Annotated in this window: 15 protein-coding genes; 7 read left to right on the forward strand and 8 right to left on the reverse strand. The window is 48.3% G+C overall.

The features are described 5' to 3' along the window. Nucleotide 1: 1 nt before the first annotated feature. Nucleotides 2-1066 (reverse strand): hypothetical protein, encoded by a 1065-nt coding sequence (locus QU605_RS01555; RefSeq protein ID WP_289723500.1) that lies wholly within the window; start codon nucleotides 1064-1066, stop codon nucleotides 2-4. A gap of 145 nt (nucleotides 1067-1211) precedes the next feature. Between QU605_RS01555 and QU605_RS01560 the strand changes: the two genes are divergently transcribed. Further along, nucleotides 1212-1847: a hypothetical protein gene (locus tag QU605_RS01560; protein WP_289723501.1), complete on the forward strand. Its 636-nt coding sequence runs from the start codon at nucleotides 1212-1214 to the stop codon at nucleotides 1845-1847. 7 nt (nucleotides 1848-1854) lie between these two features. On the opposite strand, the gene QU605_RS01565 is transcribed toward QU605_RS01560, so the two are convergent. Next, nucleotides 1855-2355 carry a GNAT family N-acetyltransferase gene (locus QU605_RS01565; RefSeq protein WP_289723502.1) on the reverse strand — a complete coding sequence of 167 codons (501 nt, stop codon included), beginning with the start codon at nucleotides 2353-2355 and terminating at the stop codon, nucleotides 1855-1857. A gap of 114 nt (nucleotides 2356-2469) precedes the next feature. On the opposite strand from QU605_RS01565, the gene QU605_RS01570 reads away from it, so the two are divergent. Further along, nucleotides 2470-3420 (forward strand): 3-keto-disaccharide hydrolase, encoded by a 951-nt coding sequence (locus QU605_RS01570; RefSeq protein WP_289723503.1) that lies wholly within the window; start codon nucleotides 2470-2472, stop codon nucleotides 3418-3420. Nucleotides 3421-3477: 57 nt separating this feature from the next. Here QU605_RS01570 and QU605_RS01575 read toward each other — a convergent pair whose 3' ends face one another. Then, on the reverse strand, nucleotides 3478-4386 hold the full coding sequence (locus QU605_RS01575; protein ID WP_289723504.1) for a DUF4350 domain-containing protein: 909 nt from the start codon (nucleotides 4384-4386) through the stop codon (nucleotides 3478-3480). A gap of 10 nt (nucleotides 4387-4396) precedes the next feature. After that, entirely contained in the window at nucleotides 4397-5941 is a 1545-nt protein-coding gene (locus QU605_RS01580) for a serine hydrolase (RefSeq protein ID WP_289723505.1), read from the reverse strand. Nucleotides 5942-6071: 130 nt separating this feature from the next. Between QU605_RS01580 and QU605_RS01585 the strand changes: the two genes are divergently transcribed. The 5 genes from QU605_RS01585 to QU605_RS01605 all read left to right on the forward strand — a co-directional run bounded on the left by QU605_RS01585 (nucleotide 6072) and on the right by QU605_RS01605 (nucleotide 11925). Next, nucleotides 6072-9203, forward strand: a complete 3132-nt coding sequence (locus QU605_RS01585; protein ID WP_289723506.1) for a WD40/YVTN/BNR-like repeat-containing protein — start codon at nucleotides 6072-6074, stop codon at nucleotides 9201-9203. A gap of 130 nt (nucleotides 9204-9333) precedes the next feature. Beyond that, nucleotides 9334-9984 (forward strand): hypothetical protein, encoded by a 651-nt coding sequence (locus QU605_RS01590; RefSeq protein ID WP_289723507.1) that lies wholly within the window; start codon nucleotides 9334-9336, stop codon nucleotides 9982-9984. 414 nt (nucleotides 9985-10398) lie between these two features. After that, a complete protein-coding gene (locus QU605_RS01595) occupies nucleotides 10399-10797 on the forward strand; it encodes a hypothetical protein (RefSeq protein WP_289723508.1) in 399 nt (132 codons plus the stop codon). Between the two features lie 19 nt (nucleotides 10798-10816). Next, a complete protein-coding gene (locus tag QU605_RS01600) occupies nucleotides 10817-11020 on the forward strand; it encodes a helix-turn-helix transcriptional regulator (protein WP_289723509.1) in 204 nt (67 codons plus the stop codon). Nucleotides 11021-11226: 206 nt separating this feature from the next. After that, the gene (locus QU605_RS01605) at nucleotides 11227-11925 is read left to right on the forward strand and encodes an urease accessory protein UreH domain-containing protein (RefSeq protein ID WP_289723510.1); all 699 of its coding nucleotides are present in this window, start codon (nucleotides 11227-11229) and stop codon (nucleotides 11923-11925) included. On the opposite strand, the gene hypE is transcribed toward QU605_RS01605, so the two are convergent. From hypE to QU605_RS01625, 4 genes are read right to left on the reverse strand one after another with little or no spacing between them, the layout of a single operon-like run. Further along, nucleotides 11922-12947, reverse strand: a complete 1026-nt coding sequence (gene hypE / locus QU605_RS01610) for a hydrogenase expression/formation protein HypE (RefSeq protein ID WP_289723511.1) — start codon at nucleotides 12945-12947, stop codon at nucleotides 11922-11924. The genes QU605_RS01605 and hypE overlap by 4 nt on opposite strands. Before the next feature lie 12 nt (nucleotides 12948-12959). After that, nucleotides 12960-14045, reverse strand: coding sequence for a hydrogenase formation protein HypD (gene hypD / locus QU605_RS01615; protein WP_289723512.1), 1086 nt, complete (start codon nucleotides 14043-14045; stop codon nucleotides 12960-12962). Next, a complete protein-coding gene (gene hypF / locus QU605_RS01620; RefSeq protein WP_289723513.1) occupies nucleotides 14042-16306 on the reverse strand; it encodes a carbamoyltransferase HypF in 2265 nt (754 codons plus the stop codon). The genes hypD and hypF overlap by 4 nt, the downstream gene beginning before the upstream one ends. Beyond that, entirely contained in the window at nucleotides 16290-16841 is a 552-nt protein-coding gene (locus QU605_RS01625) for a hydrogenase maturation protease (protein WP_289723514.1), read from the reverse strand. The genes hypF and QU605_RS01625 overlap by 17 nt, the downstream gene beginning before the upstream one ends. Nucleotides 16842-16865 lie beyond the last annotated feature (24 nt).

Raw genomic sequence — 16865 nt, forward strand, 5'->3', positions numbered from 1 at the left:
TCTATTTGGTCCGCGCCTTGTTCAGGATTCTGCTGTTAAATTTTGATTTGTCCTGGAGGATATCAAAGAACTCAAGGATATAGGATTTGGCATCCTCAAAATCTTTCTCGCTTTTAAAGCTGGGTTCCAGGTCGTCGACCACCTTCATAAATTCTGGTTTTTTACTGAGGTATTCTTGCCGAACCTCTTCGTAAAGGGCGGGATTGCGTTTAAAACCCCTGTAGAGGCGGGTTCTGACATCCGTGATGTTCAATGTTTCTCCCTGGACCTGTGAAACAACAGCATAATTTGCATCCACAAGGCCCGACATGTCGAAATCATAGGGTACGGGAATGGCATTCATTCCCTCGACAAAAATCAGTTTTTCATTGTGCTGATAGGCTGATGAATAATCAGTATTTCCGATCATGAATTGGAAAAAATCATTTTCGATGGAGGTGCGGTCATCCTGTTGCAACGGGTGCACCGTTCTCTTCAGGCGTTTGGCTTTACACCGCTCAGCCACTTCGCTGATATCTTCAATTACAAACCCTTCAAGATCATAGGTCTTGTCTTTTTTTCCTTTGAGGTCTGAATAGGCTATTTGTAACCTACGGGTTTTGAAGTGATACGGGCTTATGACCTCAAAGAGTTTATAGGCCATGTATTCTTTAAGGACATAGTCGTGACCCTGATCGGAGTTTCTGCATGGCAGGACCAGTTTTAATTCTTTGTTGCCTTCGAATTCGGTGCCCTTCATTTCCGATTTTTGGATGCGCATTTTTACAGGGGTCAGAAAGCAGTTTTTTCGCCTCCAGTTACCACGGGCCCTGAGCCGAATTTCAAGGGAGTCCCATTGCCCCGAGGAATTTTGATAGGCGAGCTGGGTTTTCAGATATGTGCTGTCATCCGTATCACGTCTCATTTCCTTATCGGAATATCTGAGAACGACTGACAGCGGAGTTTCATCCTGAAAGAGAACGGTAGTCTCGTTATCCGGGCTTTTTTGGGCCATTTCCTGCCCTGTGGCCAGGTCTGAGAAAATGAAAAACTGGAGTACAATGAGCGCTAAGATTTGATTTTTCACTATCTTGGTTTTTAGTTTGCATTAAATTACTAAAAATAAGCCTATTAGACTCTATACTTCTGTAATAAACGGCAAAACGTTCGCCGTTTTATTCATATCGGTTCTGGTTACCTACCTGTCGATCCATTTTAATCTTGGCTACAATGTGGATCTGACCCTGCTGAGTATCGCCATTGTTTTCCCGCTTGTATTCAATATCCGGGGCGCCTTTCGAAGACGAGAAAAAGCCCTGCAGCACCTCAGTCAGTACCGGGCAGCGCTTAAGACAATTTTCTTTTACCTGCAGTTGAGTTTCTCCCTTACAGAAAAGGATCGAAAGAAGCTGGAAGACATCCTTGAGCATATCAGTGAGGAGACCGTAAGGCATCTTCGGAAAAGTACGGATGAAACAGCAGCTGTAGATGCTGCTATGGATGAATTGCAGGAATTCGTTATACATTTAAGGGATGATATCCCCGGCCGGATAAGGGATCGAATCTTCAGGTATATGAATGATTTGGTTGAGGGATTTGAAAATGTCCACGCCATCAATATCCACAGGACACCCATCGCCCTAAAGGCCTACTGTCTGGTGTTTATTTATGTATTCCCTTTTATATACGCCCCTACAATTGTCTACAATATAGGAGCGACAAATAATGACTGGGTTGTTTATTTTATCGTGGTCGCAACCGAATTTATACTTATCTCCCTTTACAACATACAGGATCAGATTGAATATCCTTTTGACAATGTAGGTGTGGATGACATCAAGCTTGAAAATTTTAAAATAAACCGATAGGCTTAATTTAGAGTTCTTTTTCCATGCGATAATCATCCATTGCGAAGCCACCTCCGATATCGGTAATTTCCCCTCCTGTAATTTTAAAGCCCATTGTGGAATACGCATTGATAGACCGATCGTTATATTTGTTTACGGTTAGCGTGATGCTATGACAATTCAAAGCATGTGCCTTTTCTTCAACAAAAGCCATGGCGCGTTTTCCAATTCCCTTTCCCCGAAATGAATCCAAAAGGTATATTTTGCTTAAAAACAGTGTTTGCTCCCTTTTTTCAAACGCCAGATAACCTGCACTTTGTGCTCCAACACGTATGCTAAAGTAAAAAACACCCCTCTCGAGTTGTTCCTGAATTGCTTTCCCGGATTGAAAGTGCTCGAGCATATAATCCACTTGCGGTTTGCCGATAATGGGAATGTAGTGTTCCCGCCAGATAATTTCGGCCAATCGGGTGATCCCCTGAATGTCATCCCGGGTACTTGCGGGAGTAAAAGTGATTTTTTCGTTCATTCTGAATACCTAAAAGTTACCATAAGCACGAATCGCATTAGCGGATTGGTGCCCATGACAGGTCCCTAATGCACTGGAAATTTAGTATTTTTAAGCCCTAACAAAACACATACAATGTACCGAAATTTCTACACGGGCCTTTTGGCGCTTACTTTTTCACTTTTATGTTTTCCTGATCTGAATGCTCAGGATCCGGCTGACTCCCCGGCTATTGGTCGATGGAATCTTGAAGTGCAATACGGAGAAATATGGTTGCCTTCCTGGCTGGAGGTAAAACTCTCAGGAACAAAAGCCCTGGTAGGATATTTTGTAGCATCCGGTGGCAGCGCCCGTCCTATTTCTGAAGTATATGACAGGGAAGGAATGATTAGTTTCAGCATCCCACCCCAATGGTCTGGGAATCACGATATGCATCTTACCGGAACCGTGACCGGGAATTCCATAGCGGGAACGATCCTGGATCATATGGGAAACGCCCGAAAGTTCAGGGGCAATCGGGCACCTGCTTTACTCTACCCGTCTCCCGAAAACTGGTCCGCACCCAGATCCCTTTTAGCAAAAGGAAGCCTTGAGGGTTGGACAGCCCAACAAACCGACAAAGAAAATCAGTGGTTTGTGAAAGACGGTATCCTGACCAGTCCTGCCTCAGGGGTAAATCTGATGACCACAGACACCTTTAAGGATTTTAAACTGCATATTGAGTTTAAATATCCCGAAAAGTCCAATTCCGGTGTATATCTCCGGGGGAGATATGAAGTGCAGGTGGAAGACAGCTATGGCAAAGAACCAGCCTCCATTTATCTGGGAGGCGTTTATGGTTTTTTAAGTCCAAATGAAAATGTCGCCAAAAAGGCCGGGGAGTGGCAGTCGTATGACATCACGCTGGTTGGACGTCGCGTTACCGTAGTTGCCAATGGTAAAACCATCATCCACAACCAAATTATCCCGGGTATTACCGGTGGGGCGCTGAATAGTCGTGAAGCAGAGCCCGGTCCCATCCTGTTGCAGGGGGATCACGGTCCCGTTGAATACCGGAATATTACGATTTCGATACCTTCGGAATAATCCGACTCTCGAATTTTATAAACGCTTTCAGAAAGGGAAGCTACCGAATTTTACGGGTCAGAGCTGATCGTCCAGCCAATGAATGATATTCAGTAAGAGTTGGTAATTCTGTGTTGCCCTGGGGTGATTCATTCCCATTTTCCTTTTTTCAGGTCCGGCGAGTTGAGCCGAGAACATGGCTGCCTCTCCAAAGACGACAAGTTTCCCCTGTCCGTATGCCATAAAGGCTCCCTGATGCCAACCTTGTGCAGGTATCCGCGGCGTTTTGTCCGTAAAGACCCAGGCCGTGTCCGGGAGCAGGTTTGTAAAGTTTTCAGAAAAGGTGAGCACGGATTGTGCATTTTCGGGAATCTTAAAGGCCTGTCCTGTAAATGTAGCCACCTCAGTGACAGATTCCATTGGGGTCCGGCCCTTTGTTATACTGCTGGGCTGAAGGGTCTGTTGATCCAGGGAGAATACCGAAGGGACCTTGCCATTACTTTCAAATACAAATCCATTGGTGAACTCGAATCCGAAGGACGCTGCCAGATCAGAAGCCGCCCCTGCCAGTGGCATGTGATCGGCGATTAAAAATAAGCGTCCCCCGCCTTTGACCCAGCGGTTTAGATATTCGATTTCTTCCGGTGTAAATGCAGAAGGATTGGGCAGAAACCAATCCGAAACATTGCTTTTGTGCAAGGCATTGGAAATAACCAAAATCCGGGCCTCGTCCAGGGTTTGCTCCTGAAAGTACCCTAAAGCGCTCTCCACCCGGTATCCGTCCCTTTCAAGGAGTCCGGCAAAAGCGGTATAACGCCCCTGGCGGGTGTGGAAATTATGATGCCCTTCATCAATCAATATCAAAGGACCTTTTCCCGCTTCGTAAAGCGGTCGAGGCAGGGAGGGTGTATACAGGGTGTCGGCAAGTTGTTGCCCCTGAAGGGTTAGTGCGGAAAATAGCAATACAATAAGCCATCTGAAAGCCATGATGCAGGGGTTAAGGCGTCGTTTTTTTAAAGGTTTCCCCAAAGGCTTCCATGCCCGTGAGTGCGCCTGAAGCACCCATGATAAAGGTGAATACGGGCTGACTCCTGAAATCATCCTTGTTAGAAGCGCGGAAGGTGTCGTAGTGCCAGTGCTCCAGCTCGTAGGTCTTGAAATCGTTAAAGCGCACCTGGAGTCCATTAGCCGTATTTTGAACAACGGCAGTTCCCAGCATAGGGTGGGAATACGCTCCCGGGTACTCCGTGAGGGGTTTGCTGGTCCTGGTGTTTTCAACCCTGTTTTTAACCTGGGTCTGCTCCCGCTTCAAATTATCCTTGCGTATCCCTTCATACAATTCGAAAATTTCACCGTTCCAATCGCGTTGTCGGTCATCGAACGCCCAAAGATCCAGGGCTTTGTACATAAAAGCATGTCGGAGCTCAGCGTGGTCGCGGTTTGCCATGAAATAAACCGCTGTGTTTTTCTCGTGAAGGATCCCTGCTATTGCCACGAGCCCTCCAATACTCCCCGTGTGAAAGTCTAGTTTTTCTCCTCTGTAATCGTGCTGGAACCACCCTAAACCATATGTGGTCCACGCTGGGTTTGTCAATATACGCGTAGGGTAGAAGTCCTGTTCCGGGATTAAGGCATGAGGCTTAAACAGATACTGGAAAGTTTCGGGTTTTAAGAGGGTTTTTCCTTTGTATACCCCCTTGCCGATAAGCATCTGTAAATAGTGTTCTATATCATCCGCGCTCGTCCAGATCATCCCCGCCGCCCCTATTTGATCGGAAAGATTATGTGCGACCTCAGTATATCCATCTTCGGGGTCATAAAAATATGGCGTGACATAGTTTCCTGCATCGAAAATATCCGCTGCCCTGGCGACCGTCCGATGCATCTCAAGGGGTTTAAAAATATGGAGTTCGACAAATTCGGACCACTGCATTCCCGAAACAGCTCTGATGACCTCCCCGGCAGCGACGTACATCAGATTGTTGTATTGGAAGCCTCCCCGAATCGGGTACACTTTTTCTGCCATGGCGAACCGCCTGAGCGTTTGAGCCGTCGAAACACTGTCGAGAAACCAAAGCAAGTCCGCCCCTTCAATCCCCAGGTTATGTGTCAAAAGGTCTTTTACACGGGCCTCTTCCGTAATACAGGGGTCTGATAGTTGAAATTCCGGCAAGTGCATTCTAACCCTGTCATCCCAATTCAGTTTACCCTGGTCCACAAGGATGCCTAGGGCCATGGCTACAATCGCCTTTGTAGTTGAGCCCATATTAAAGAGGGTTTCGCCATTGACGGGGGTCTTGGTTTCAATATTAGTCACCCCGTAAACTTCGCTGAAAACCACTTCGCCCTCCTTGACGACAATGGCCGTCATGCCCGGGATATGCCAGTCGTCAATTCCTTTTAAAATCATGTCATTAAGTACAGCGGTTTTTGTCTGGGCAGCTGCTCTGGGGAAGGCCAGAAGCGAAATTGTAAGGACTACGAAAGGGATAAAACGACGTATCATAAGTGCGCTCGGTTGGTTATAGAATTTGAACTTCAAAAAGCCCGTTTAAGGGACTCATGTGGATTAAGGTACAAAAAGGCACATGACAATGCAGATTTCCCGTTTAGGAATTTTCTATCTGTTTACAAAAACTTACATTTAGAAGACAGACATTAAAACCAACCCAATGAACAGATTTTTACTCCTCATCCTTTCGTTTTGCACCGTGTTTTATAGCACTGCTCAGGACCTGAGCACTTTTATGGAACCTGCTAAATTTCGAAATATTGGCCCCTTTCGCGGAGGCCGATCTACCGGTTCTTCAGGTGTTGTAGGTGATCCCTTGACCTATTACATGGGCACTACAGGTGGTGGCTTATGGAAAACCACGGATGCCGGACAACATTGGCATAATATTTCGGACGGGTATTTTAAAACGGGTTCTGTCGGCGTGGTATCTGTATCGGAAAGTCATCCGAATACAGTCTATGTAGGTATGGGCGAACATGCCCCAAGAGGGGTGACCACATCCTATGGAGATGGGGTCTACAAATCCACAGATGCGGGTAAAACATGGCGGCATATGGGACTGGAGAATACCCGGCATATCTCGCGTATTGTCATTCACCCGGACAATCCGGATATCATTTGGGTCGCCGCCCAGGGCGCCCTTCACGGACCCACACAGGAGCGTGGTATTTATAAGTCCACAGATGGCGGAAACACCTGGAAGAATGTACTTTTTGTCAACGATCTCACCGGGTGCAGTGATCTCTCCATCGACATGCACAATCCCATGGTCCTCTATGCGGCCATGTGGGAGCATATCCGCAAACCCTGGAAAGTAATCAGCGGGGGTCCGGGAAGCGGGATGTACAAGTCCACGGATGGGGGAGAAACCTGGTTCCAGATTCACAAGGGCCTGCCTGAAGAGAAAGGAAAGATGGCTGTAGCCGTATCCAGGGCAAACCCGGATCGTGTTTACGCCCTTGTTGAAAGCGACACACATAAGGAGAAGGGCGGCCTCTTTGTTTCCTCGAATGCCGGAGATAACTGGAGTCGTGTTAGCGGAGATCACCGGCTGATCCAGCGGGCGTGGTATTATATTGAAATTGCCCCTGATCCGAATAACGAGCACACCATTTATGTGATGAGTGCTTCAACCTACCGGTCCATCGATGGAGGGAAGTCCTGGGAGGAAATTCCCACCCATCACGGGGACTATCACGATCTCTGGATTAACCCTGACGATTCAGACAATATGGTCATATCGGATGATGGAGGAGCGGAAATCACTTTTGACAAGGGTAAATCCTGGTCGAGGGTCGACAATATGCCTACAGCCCAGTTTTACAGGGTTGCCGTGGACAATCAATTTCCCTACAACCTTTATGGGGGTCAGCAGGACAATACTTCAGTGAAAATTTCCAGTATCGGAATGGGGACTTCCGGAATTGGACGGGAGCACTGGGAGCCCTCTGCTGGAGGGGAAAGCGCTTTTCTTGCCTTTGATCCGGATAACCCGGAAAAAGTAATGGGGGGGAGCTACCTGGGGACCGTAAACCTGTTAAACGTTAAGGCAAAAACAGGGACAAAGGTGATGATCGAGCCTAATTTGTACCTCGGGCTCCCGGCAAGAGAGATGAAATACCTCTTCAACTGGAATGCACCCATCATAAAGTCGGTACATGAGCCAAATACATATTACCATGCCGCGCAAAAAGTACTGCGAACGAGAGATGAAGGGAATTCCTGGGAAGAAATGTCCCCGGACCTCACCCGCGATCAGGATGATAAGCAGGGCAATGGCGGAGGACCCTACACAAACGAGGCGGTCGGAGCAGAAAATTACGGAACCCTTAGTTATATCATCGAATCACCACATGAGGCAGGGGTATTTTATACGGGAAGTGATGATGGCCTGCTGCACATCACCCGCGATAATGGGGCAAACTGGGAGAATGTCACGCCGAAAGGCCTGCCTGAATCCCTGATCAATGCCATAGAGGTATCGCCTCATGATCCCGGTACGGTCTATATCGCCACGACCCGTTACAAATTCAATGACTTTGCACCTTCACTTTACAAGAGCACGAACTACGGCAGCTCCTGGCAAAAAATCAGCGAGGGGATTCCCTACGGAGCTTTCACACGTGTAGTACGGGAAGACCCAAAGCGAAAGGATCTTTTGGTATGTGGAACGGAAACCGGCCTTTATATTTCATTTAATGGCGGTAAGCGCTGGGAGTCTTTGAAATCCAACCTTCCTGTGGTCCCGATCACCGATTTAAAGCTGGCCCACGACGATATCATTATTGCCACCCAGGGCCGGTCTTTTTGGATCTTCGACGACCTGCCACTTCTGCGGCAGTACGATGGCAATCCTGGAGAAACCAAGATCTACAAGCCTGAGGATGTGATTTACCCCAATTGGTACAGCAGTATGAATTCTTCTGTTCCCAAAGGCACAAATTCCTTTGAGGGGGTGAATCCGGCCAGTGGAATGGTTGTTTATTACGCCCTCCCGGAGTTAGCCGATTCACTTGAAGTACGCCTGGAGATCCGGGATGCTGACGGAGCATTGGTTCGGAGTTTTACGACGGTTCCCGGTTCGAAGTACCGCTCCTATGAAGGAGCGCCCTCAAAAGCTCCACTGCTTCCGCGCAAGGAAGGGCTGAACCGTTTTGTTTGGGACCTTAGGCACTCCGGGTTGCCAGGCATACCTGAGGCGTATATCGAAGGTAGTTTCAGGGGTCGAAGAGCCATGCCGGGCACTTATACCCTGACTTTAAAACACGGGGATTTTCAGACTGAAACAAAAGCTTCGATATTGCCAAACCCGCATATACCCACTACTCAGGAGACCTGGACGGACTACGAGGTTACGATGAAGCAGGCGGAAGCCAGGTATCGGGAGATGACCGAAATGACAAACACGATGTTTGCCTTGCAGGGGCGTATGAACCAGATGATTTCGCATATGGAAACAACGCCCTATACGGAAGTCACAGAAGAGGCTAAGCGGACCCTGGTGAAGGTGAAGGCGTGGGATGCGAAGATGGTACAGCGCCTTTCAAAGGCATATGATGACGTGGAGAACTACGTCAACGGGTTTACAGCCGAGTACCTCACAGCTCTTAATCACGGGGATAGTGGGATTCCAAGGATCAATACTGGGACTAAGGCCACCCTCGACAGGCTCGACAAAGAGTGGGTCGGCCTCAAACGGGAGGCCGAATTGCTCATGAGCGAGGACATCGAAGGCCTGAACCGGGAATTTTACGAATTGGGGATAGGGCCCCTTTATCTGGATAAATAGCTGCCTCCGTTACCGGGGTGTGATAAGTGTCCGGAGGGATGCATTTGGTGTTTTAACGAGGAATTAAGGCACTTAGGCTCAAGGTTTTTGGGGCCACGGGAGAATACTGTTATTTCGGGGTGAACACTATATGAAAATGATTTTTTACAAAGGCAGATTGTACGGCTTTATGGCAGTGCTAGGGTTGTTATTCGGTGCATGTTCATCGGTGCAGCCGGGTACGGAAAGCTATACACATGCCTGGGAAGAAGTCGTGGATTCAGAGCGCTGGGAGACCGCTTTGAATGAACCGCCCAGGGCCCCGGCTGAAAATCCCACCTACTTTGCAGTCCCGGAATTCGATCCAAGGGAAACCACAGAAGCATCCCCTGACTTTGTACAGCGCTATCCTGTTCTTGTAAGTCGTGCGTATTTCCGGCTCATTTCAGAGGCCATGGAAGCCGATAAAGAAGTAGCCAGAAGTTATCAGGAACTCTACAGGGAATCCCGATCTATCGAAGAACAAAACAATATCCGCCTTCAAAAGGAATTCGAAACCTCTCAGAAACGATTTCTCGCCCATCGGGAGATGCTAAATGGACTGAGGTCATGGAATGCCTTCAACAGATATGGGTCCGACGATCTTGACTTTTTCCTGAAGGAAGAGTTTGAACCCGTATATGAAAAGTACAATCGGGGTGTTAAGGAAGATGACCTCGTGGATTACCTCATGCGGCGACTGGCCGATTTATACCATCAGAAATACGGTGGATTGACCCCTGAAGAATTCTTCGAAGGATAAGCCCGGGCATTACCGGATTACTTAAAGCCGGACAACCCCAACCCCAAGGCTTGGGATACCCGGGGAGAACGCACTGTTTATGGAGTTGTGATAGCATTTCAGATCGATACCTTTCGGTCCGAACATTGGGAGAAAAGGTCGATAGCCTGTCCTCTGCTAAGGCGGTTTCCCGAGGACCGGTGTAACCTCTCTGCCGGAATTGCCCCGAAAACGAACTCTGCATTAAGATATAAAGCAATGGGTGCATAACCCTTGCCAGCTCCGGAAGAACGAGCGCAGGGTTTGTTCAGGTAGTACAGAAAGGACATATTCCATTTTTTTGTAAAGCTTACTTGACATTTAAAAAATAATTTCTATATTTGTCAAATAAACTTTACAAAAAGACAAAAGTAGTTTACAATGAAAACCTTCGTTATGAATACAAAATCAGCAAAAAAGAAAAATATCAGCAGGCTTGCCGTCTGGACCCTGGCCTGGACTCTTTCAACGGCCTTAGCCACCTTCGGCAGCCTTTTCCTTTGGGAAGGGAATTCCCTACTGACAGCTTTGTCTATCGTATTGAACCTGGGGATTGGGATCGGGATGGTACTGGCGAACCGTCAGTTTCTCGAGGACTGCGATGAACTCGAAAAAAAGGTGCAGCTCGAAGCCATGGCATTAACCCTGGGGTTTACCCTGATTGTGGGGATTGCCTATAGCATCATGGATTCAACCAATCTAATCCCTTGGGATGCGGAAATAAGTTTCCTGGTAGTATTTATGGGGTTATTCTATATGGTCGCATTGGTCTTCAACCGTAAAAGGTATTTGTAACCCCTCTTAAAGCCGTAACATGAAAAATAGAATACGGGTCCTGCGCGCGGAAAAGAAATGGACACAGGAAGATTTAGCGGATGCCATTGGGGTCTCCCGACAGACGATCAACGCGATTGAAAAGGAAAAGTTCGACCCCAGTTTGCCAACGGCATTCCGGATCGCGGGTCTCTTTGAGCGAACCATTGAAGAAGTTTTTCAGTTCGAAGAAAGTGATGCCTGATCCTGAAATACACCTCCGGAACAGCCTCATTTGATCGCGGTAAGCACTTGAATATTTGACGTCCCCGAAGGGCTGGGATCCAAAACTTAAATAGGAATAGCGGATTGAAAATTGAAACGCTCTGTTTTCTTTTTCAATCCGTTTTTTGAAGACGGAATTCTCATTTTATTCGACTACATTAGAGGTAAGGTATGTAGTACTTCAGAATGATTTTCGCATTTACATCGGGTTTGTTGGCTTCAATGCTCCATGTGATTTCCGGACCGGACCACCTGGCAGCGGTCACACCTTTTGCCATAGCCCGAAAAAAAAAGGCATGGAAAATTGGCCTGATTTGGGGTTTGGCACATCTTACAGGAATGGTGGTCATCGGACTTTTATTCCTCTTGTTCAGGGAAGCAATTCCCGTAGAAGCGATCTCGGCCTATAGCGAACAACTGGTAGGCCTTGTCCTTGTACTTATTGGAATCTGGGCACTCTACTCGGTTTTTATAAAAGGGGGAATCCATTCCCATACGCATATACACGACGGGGAATCCCCCTACCTGCATAAACACCCGCACAGCCATAGCAGTACAGATACGCATTCGCACGTGCATAAACAGGAGCCAAAGAATCATCAGGCAGCCGCCTTTTCCATCGGATTTTTACACGGGCTTGCGGGGATAGCTCACTTTCTATTATTTCTGCCGGTCCTCAGTTTTGATTCCCAGGACGAAGCCGTTGTATATATCATTGGCTTTGGAACAGGGACAGTACTGGCAATGACCGTATTTACGCTGGTTCTTGGCAGGGTATCGGAATTGGCCACGAACTGGCATAATCCCCTTTTTTTCAGGGGAATCCGCGTGGCCGGGGGACTTTTTGCCATCGTCATCGGAGTCTACTGGATGTTTAGCAATTAACAAATGCGCGGTAACTGCTCGCCGATCAGGGGCGTGACGATACGCTTCCCGCCAATACTGCTCTCCATGACCACTTTACCTGGATGATCGGGTACGATACTCCCGATGCATGCCGATCCTGAACCTTTGGGATGCGCCTGCATAAAGGCGAGTACCTCAGGGGCAACCGCTCCATCAACTACAGCGCAGAGAATACCTTCATTGGCTACGTACAAAGGATCCAGGCCCAGGATTTCGCAGGCTGCTGCGACCTGATGGTGAATTGGAAAATCGGTCTCCCTCAAAAGTACGCCCCGCCCGCTATCCTGCGCAATTTCAGAACAAACCCCGGATACGCCACCTCTTGTTGGATCCCGAAACAGATGGATCGCACCCCCGAAGGCTTTTAGCAGATCATCTACCAGATGGTTCAGATTGGTTGTGTCGCTTTGGATCTCCGATTCAAACTCCAGGCCTTCCCGCTCAGAGAGGATGGCCATTCCATGGGCAGCTATAGGACCACTTACCAGGATCTGATCCCCTTCCGCAATGCGCTCCATGGCGATTTGTCCGTTCGGATGGGGACTTCCAATACCGGTAGTATTGATAAAGATTTTATCTCCTTTGCCGCTTTCGACGACCTTGGTGTCGCCCGTAACGACCTGAACGCCCGCAGCATCGGCAGCGCGTTTGATGGATTCAACAATTTTAAGAAAGTCGGTTGTCAACAGGCCTTCTTCGATGATAAAGCCCAGGCTTAAATACCTGGGAATGCCCCCGCACATGGCAACATCATTCACCGTTCCATTGACCGCCAGTTCACCTATATCACCACCCCGGAAAAATATGGGAGATACTACAAAACTGTCTGTAGAAATAACAACCGGACCCGTAAGCGGAACGATTGCCCCGTCGTGTTTTTGCTCGAGATAGGGATTCTTAAAGGTGGTAAAAACAATTTCGTCAAGTAACTCCCGCGTCATCAATCCGCCACTGCCGTGGGCTAGTTGAATGGAATCGGGTAGGTTAGGTTTGGGACTCATTTTTTATGGGATTTAGGTGGTGCTTGCAAAATGATAATACGCGGCACAGGCGCCCTCTGAAGAAACCATAGGGGCTCCGAGGGGGTTGCGGGGAGTACATTTTTTTCCAAAATGAGGACACTCATGTGGTTTCTTTTGTCCGGTCAGTATAGCCCCTGCCATACATTCCCCATTTTCCGTATCCCCTTTTTCTTCCAGTTGGAATCTTTCCGCCGCGTCATAACCCCGGTATTGGGGTCGAAGAACATAGCCGCTATTGGGAATGGAGCCGATTCCCCTCCATTGACGGTCCCCGATTTCAAACACCTGATGAATCACTTTTTGAGCCGCCAGGTTTCCAGCTTCGGTTACGGCCCGCTTATATTGGTTTTCAACACGATATTCTCCTTTTTCGAGCTGGAGCACGGCTTTGTAAATGCCCTCCGCAAGATCCAGGGGTTCAAAACCGGTGATTACAATCGGAATCTTGTATTTCGCAGCTATCGGGTGGTACTGCGAATAGCCCATAATGGCACAGACATGACCTGCGCCCAGAAAGCCGTCGATGGCACAAAAAGGATCACCGAGAATTCCCTCCATGGCTGGTGGAACCAGTACATGGGACACCAGAATGGAATAGTTGGAAAGGCCCTCTTTTTCAGCCTGAAGCACGGAGAGCGCATTTGCAGGGGCCGTAGTTTCAAATCCAACGGCAAAGAATACGACTTCCCGCTCCGGATTTTCACGCGCAATCCGGACAGCTTCGAGGGGAGAATAAAGGATTCTCAGGTCCCCCCCTTTGGATTTGGCTTCCTGCAGGCTCAAACCGCTTCCGGGCACGCGCACCATATCGCCAAAGGAACATAAAATAACCCCCCTTTCCATAAGGGTCACTGCCAGGTCTATTAATTCCATGGGCGTAACGCAGACCGGACAACCCGGACCGTGAATCATCTGAATCCCTTCAGGTAGTAAATCGAGCAATCCGTTACGTACAAGGCTATGTGTTTGGCCTCCGCAAATTTCCATGATGTTCCAGGGTCGTGTGACCGCTTTCTGTATTTGCTCCAATACCTTCTGGGTGGCCTCGAGATTCCGGTATTCCGTTAGATATTTCATGAATGACAGTGTAAGTGGTACATCAGTTGCCCAAAGGGGATATTTTCATCATTAGGGCTTAGTTCACGATGGAAATAGAGTTCAAAAGTGCCGGGGTTCAGATGCCGGATCAGATGCACCAGAAGGGCATTTTGAAAAACCCCGCCACTAAAAGCGATTTTGGCAACAGACTCCAGTTCTGCCTTCTCTAAGATAAGCTTTGCCAGCGTGAAAATAAAATCCCCGGCAACCTGACAGGTGTCCCCGCTTATCTCCAGTTGGGATTTTATTTCCCGGATCAGTTTTCTGACGGGGATATTCCCCTGGGCGTCCAGTGAAACAAGGGAATTAGCCCTCTCCATATCATAGCCGGATGAGGCTGCCTCCAGCAACATGGCTGCTTCCCCTTCAAAGGTATTCAGGTCACAAATACCGAGCAGTGCGGATACTCCGTCAAATAACCTTCCCATTGAGGAGGTTTTCAGGGTGTTCGCAGGCTTTATTTGGGTATAGAGTTTCCACGCCTGTGGGCTAAATCTATCCTTTATGGAGCCCTCATCTCCATCGAGTAATGAAAACAGGGAGAGTTGTGGGTTTCTGGACATGGCATCACCAGCAAGCCAGTCAAAATATTCAAGTTGCCCAACACGGCTGATGCTCCCTTTGGCATACCTGAAAAACTCTCCGCCCCAAATCTGTCCGTCTTCACCATATCCTGTTCCATCCCAAACGACACCCAGTATGGGCTCGGGGGAGGAGAAAAGGTCATTTTCACCCAAAACAGCTGAAAAATGGGCTTTATGGTGTTGGATTTGGTGGCAGGGGATCCCCAGTTCTGCCGACAAATCCTTCCCGTACTGTGTGCTGAGATAATCCGGATGGGAATCGGTAAGCAGGGCAGTGGGTTGTTTGTCAAAAAGGCTGATGAACCCGGAAACCATTTTAGTAAATCGCTCATAAACATCATAATTTTCGAGGTTCCCCAGGTATTCGCTGATGTAGATAAAATCATTCGGAATAAACCCAATACTGCTTTTAAGTTGCGCTCCCAGGGCCATTAAACCGGTGGCTCGATCACTTTGGACAGGCTTGCTGAAGTTGGGTGCGAGTCCCCTTGCCCTTCTCAGGAGAATGGGGATCGTTCCTCCTGAGGCGAATCGCATAACAGAGTCGTCCTGTGGATGAATGATTTCAAGGTTGTGTTCGAAAAAATAATCTGCGGTCCCGGCTAGTTTTTTCCGCGCGTCCGATTCGGTAAAACAGATGGGTGCTCCGTGAATATTGCCGCTGGTCGCGATCAGGGGTTTGCGAAAGGCCCGGGACAAGAGGGAGAGGATACCGGTATAGGGCAACATCACACCCAATTGGTTTAGTCCGGGTGCAATTTCAGACAGGCGGGCATTTCCGTGGTAGTGGGTTGTGGGGAGCAGGACAATTGGGCGTTCGGGGGACTGAAGTGCCTGTCGTTCCGCATCACCAATAGGGAGGGCATCCTCCAAATGTTCCAGAGAAGGGTACAGGACCGCGAAAGGTTTCTTTGGCCGTTGCTTTTTGGCCCTTAATGCTTTAATGCTTCCAGCCGAAGTCGCATCGCAGCACAAAAGGTATCCGGAGGTGTTTTTCAGGGCAATGATCTTCCCCACAGATAGAAGCCTGGCGAGTTGTTGAAATACAGATTCATCTGTCAGAGGAATTTCAAGGCCCTGGGCGTCTGCAATCCAATAGGAAATGCCACAGGTGTGGCAACTGTTGGTCTGAGAATGAAAGCGGCGGTCGGTGGGATTCGAATATTCTTCCGTACACTGAGTACACATCGGGAAAAACTGCATGCTGGTATGCTCCCGTTCAAAGGGAAAAGTTCTGGTCAGCGCCCATCTCGGACCGCAGTTCGTACAGCTGATAAAGGGATATCCAAACCGCCTGTTTTCTGGGTTTATGAGGTCCTGAAAGCAGTCCGGGCACAGCGCAAAATCCGGGGTGAGTTGTAGGTTGAGCTGCCTGTTTTTTGACGAAGCATCAATGCTAAAGTCGGCTGCGGCTTCAAAAGGAATTTCATCAAAACTACAGTTAACGACACGGGATATGGGTGGGGCATGCAGGGTAATTCTTCGGTAAAAAGTTTCGAGTTTTTTCCGGTCTCCTGAAACCACTACTTCCACACCTGCTTCATTGTTGGATACCCTGCCGACCAGCCCAAGGGTAATGGCTTCACGATATACAAAGGGTCGGAATCCGACCCCCTGTACCCGCCCCTGGATTCGTATTCTAAAGGTGGTCTCCAACTGAAATCGCTTGTTTATGAAGCGTTTGTGCCAGGCTCAGGGTTTTGTCAATGGCTTCCGGAAGTGCATTCAGGACCTCAGGGGAAACCGCAACACTCATCGGATTTATATGGTCTATAGAGATTGTAATGAGATACAAATCAGGTTGATGGTCCATGAGATAAACGGCTTCGATCATGTCTTTAAGGCCTACATCATGAACACTTAGTGCTTTTGGGAAGTCAGAAGCAAATTTTGGTCGAAGCAAACTAACAGTTCCCGCCGGTTTTCCATCCATGGTGGCATCTACAAAAATGACTGTGCCATAGGCCTGAAAGCGATCGAGTAACAGGAACCCCCCCGTTCCTCCGTCGAGGAGATCGAGGTATTCAGGGATGGGGCGCTGAGAAAGTGATTCAATAAGGCGCACCCCAATACTTTCATCCCCCATGAGATAATTGCCTACCCCGAGGACCAGGATGCTTCCTGATTTGTCTTTCTCAAAGTAAAAACTGTCACTGCTGATACCTTGGGGGGTTTCTGATGTATTTTTCATAAGGAATTCAACGCTTAGTTTAGG

It is taken from the genome of Robiginitalea aurantiaca, from assembly GCF_030380815.1.
Lineage (GTDB): Bacteria > Bacteroidota > Bacteroidia > Flavobacteriales > Flavobacteriaceae > Robiginitalea > Robiginitalea aurantiaca.

What these genes read in the sequence shown, in the direction of transcription:
- QU605_RS01565 (WP_289723502.1), bottom strand. Translation starts at nt 2,355, where the DNA reads ATGAACGAAAAAATCACTTTTACTCCCGCAAGTACCCGGGATGACATT.
- QU605_RS01570 (WP_289723503.1), top strand. Translation starts at nt 2,470, where the DNA reads ATGTACCGAAATTTCTACACGGGCCTTTTGGCGCTTACTTTTTCACTT.
- QU605_RS01575 (WP_289723504.1), bottom strand. Translation starts at nt 4,386, where the DNA reads ATGGCTTTCAGATGGCTTATTGTATTGCTATTTTCCGCACTAACCCTT.
- QU605_RS01585 (WP_289723506.1), top strand. Translation starts at nt 6,072, where the DNA reads ATGAACAGATTTTTACTCCTCATCCTTTCGTTTTGCACCGTGTTTTAT.
- QU605_RS01590 (WP_289723507.1), top strand. Translation starts at nt 9,334, where the DNA reads ATGAAAATGATTTTTTACAAAGGCAGATTGTACGGCTTTATGGCAGTG.
- QU605_RS01595 (WP_289723508.1), top strand. Translation starts at nt 10,399, where the DNA reads ATGAATACAAAATCAGCAAAAAAGAAAAATATCAGCAGGCTTGCCGTC.
- QU605_RS01600 (WP_289723509.1), top strand. Translation starts at nt 10,817, where the DNA reads ATGAAAAATAGAATACGGGTCCTGCGCGCGGAAAAGAAATGGACACAG.
- QU605_RS01605 (WP_289723510.1), top strand. Translation starts at nt 11,227, where the DNA reads ATGATTTTCGCATTTACATCGGGTTTGTTGGCTTCAATGCTCCATGTG.
- hypE (WP_289723511.1), bottom strand. Translation starts at nt 12,947, where the DNA reads ATGAGTCCCAAACCTAACCTACCCGATTCCATTCAACTAGCCCACGGC.
- hypD (WP_289723512.1), bottom strand. Translation starts at nt 14,045, where the DNA reads ATGAAATATCTAACGGAATACCGGAATCTCGAGGCCACCCAGAAGGTA.
- QU605_RS01625 (WP_289723514.1), bottom strand. Translation starts at nt 16,841, where the DNA reads ATGAAAAATACATCAGAAACCCCCCAAGGTATCAGCAGTGACAGTTTT.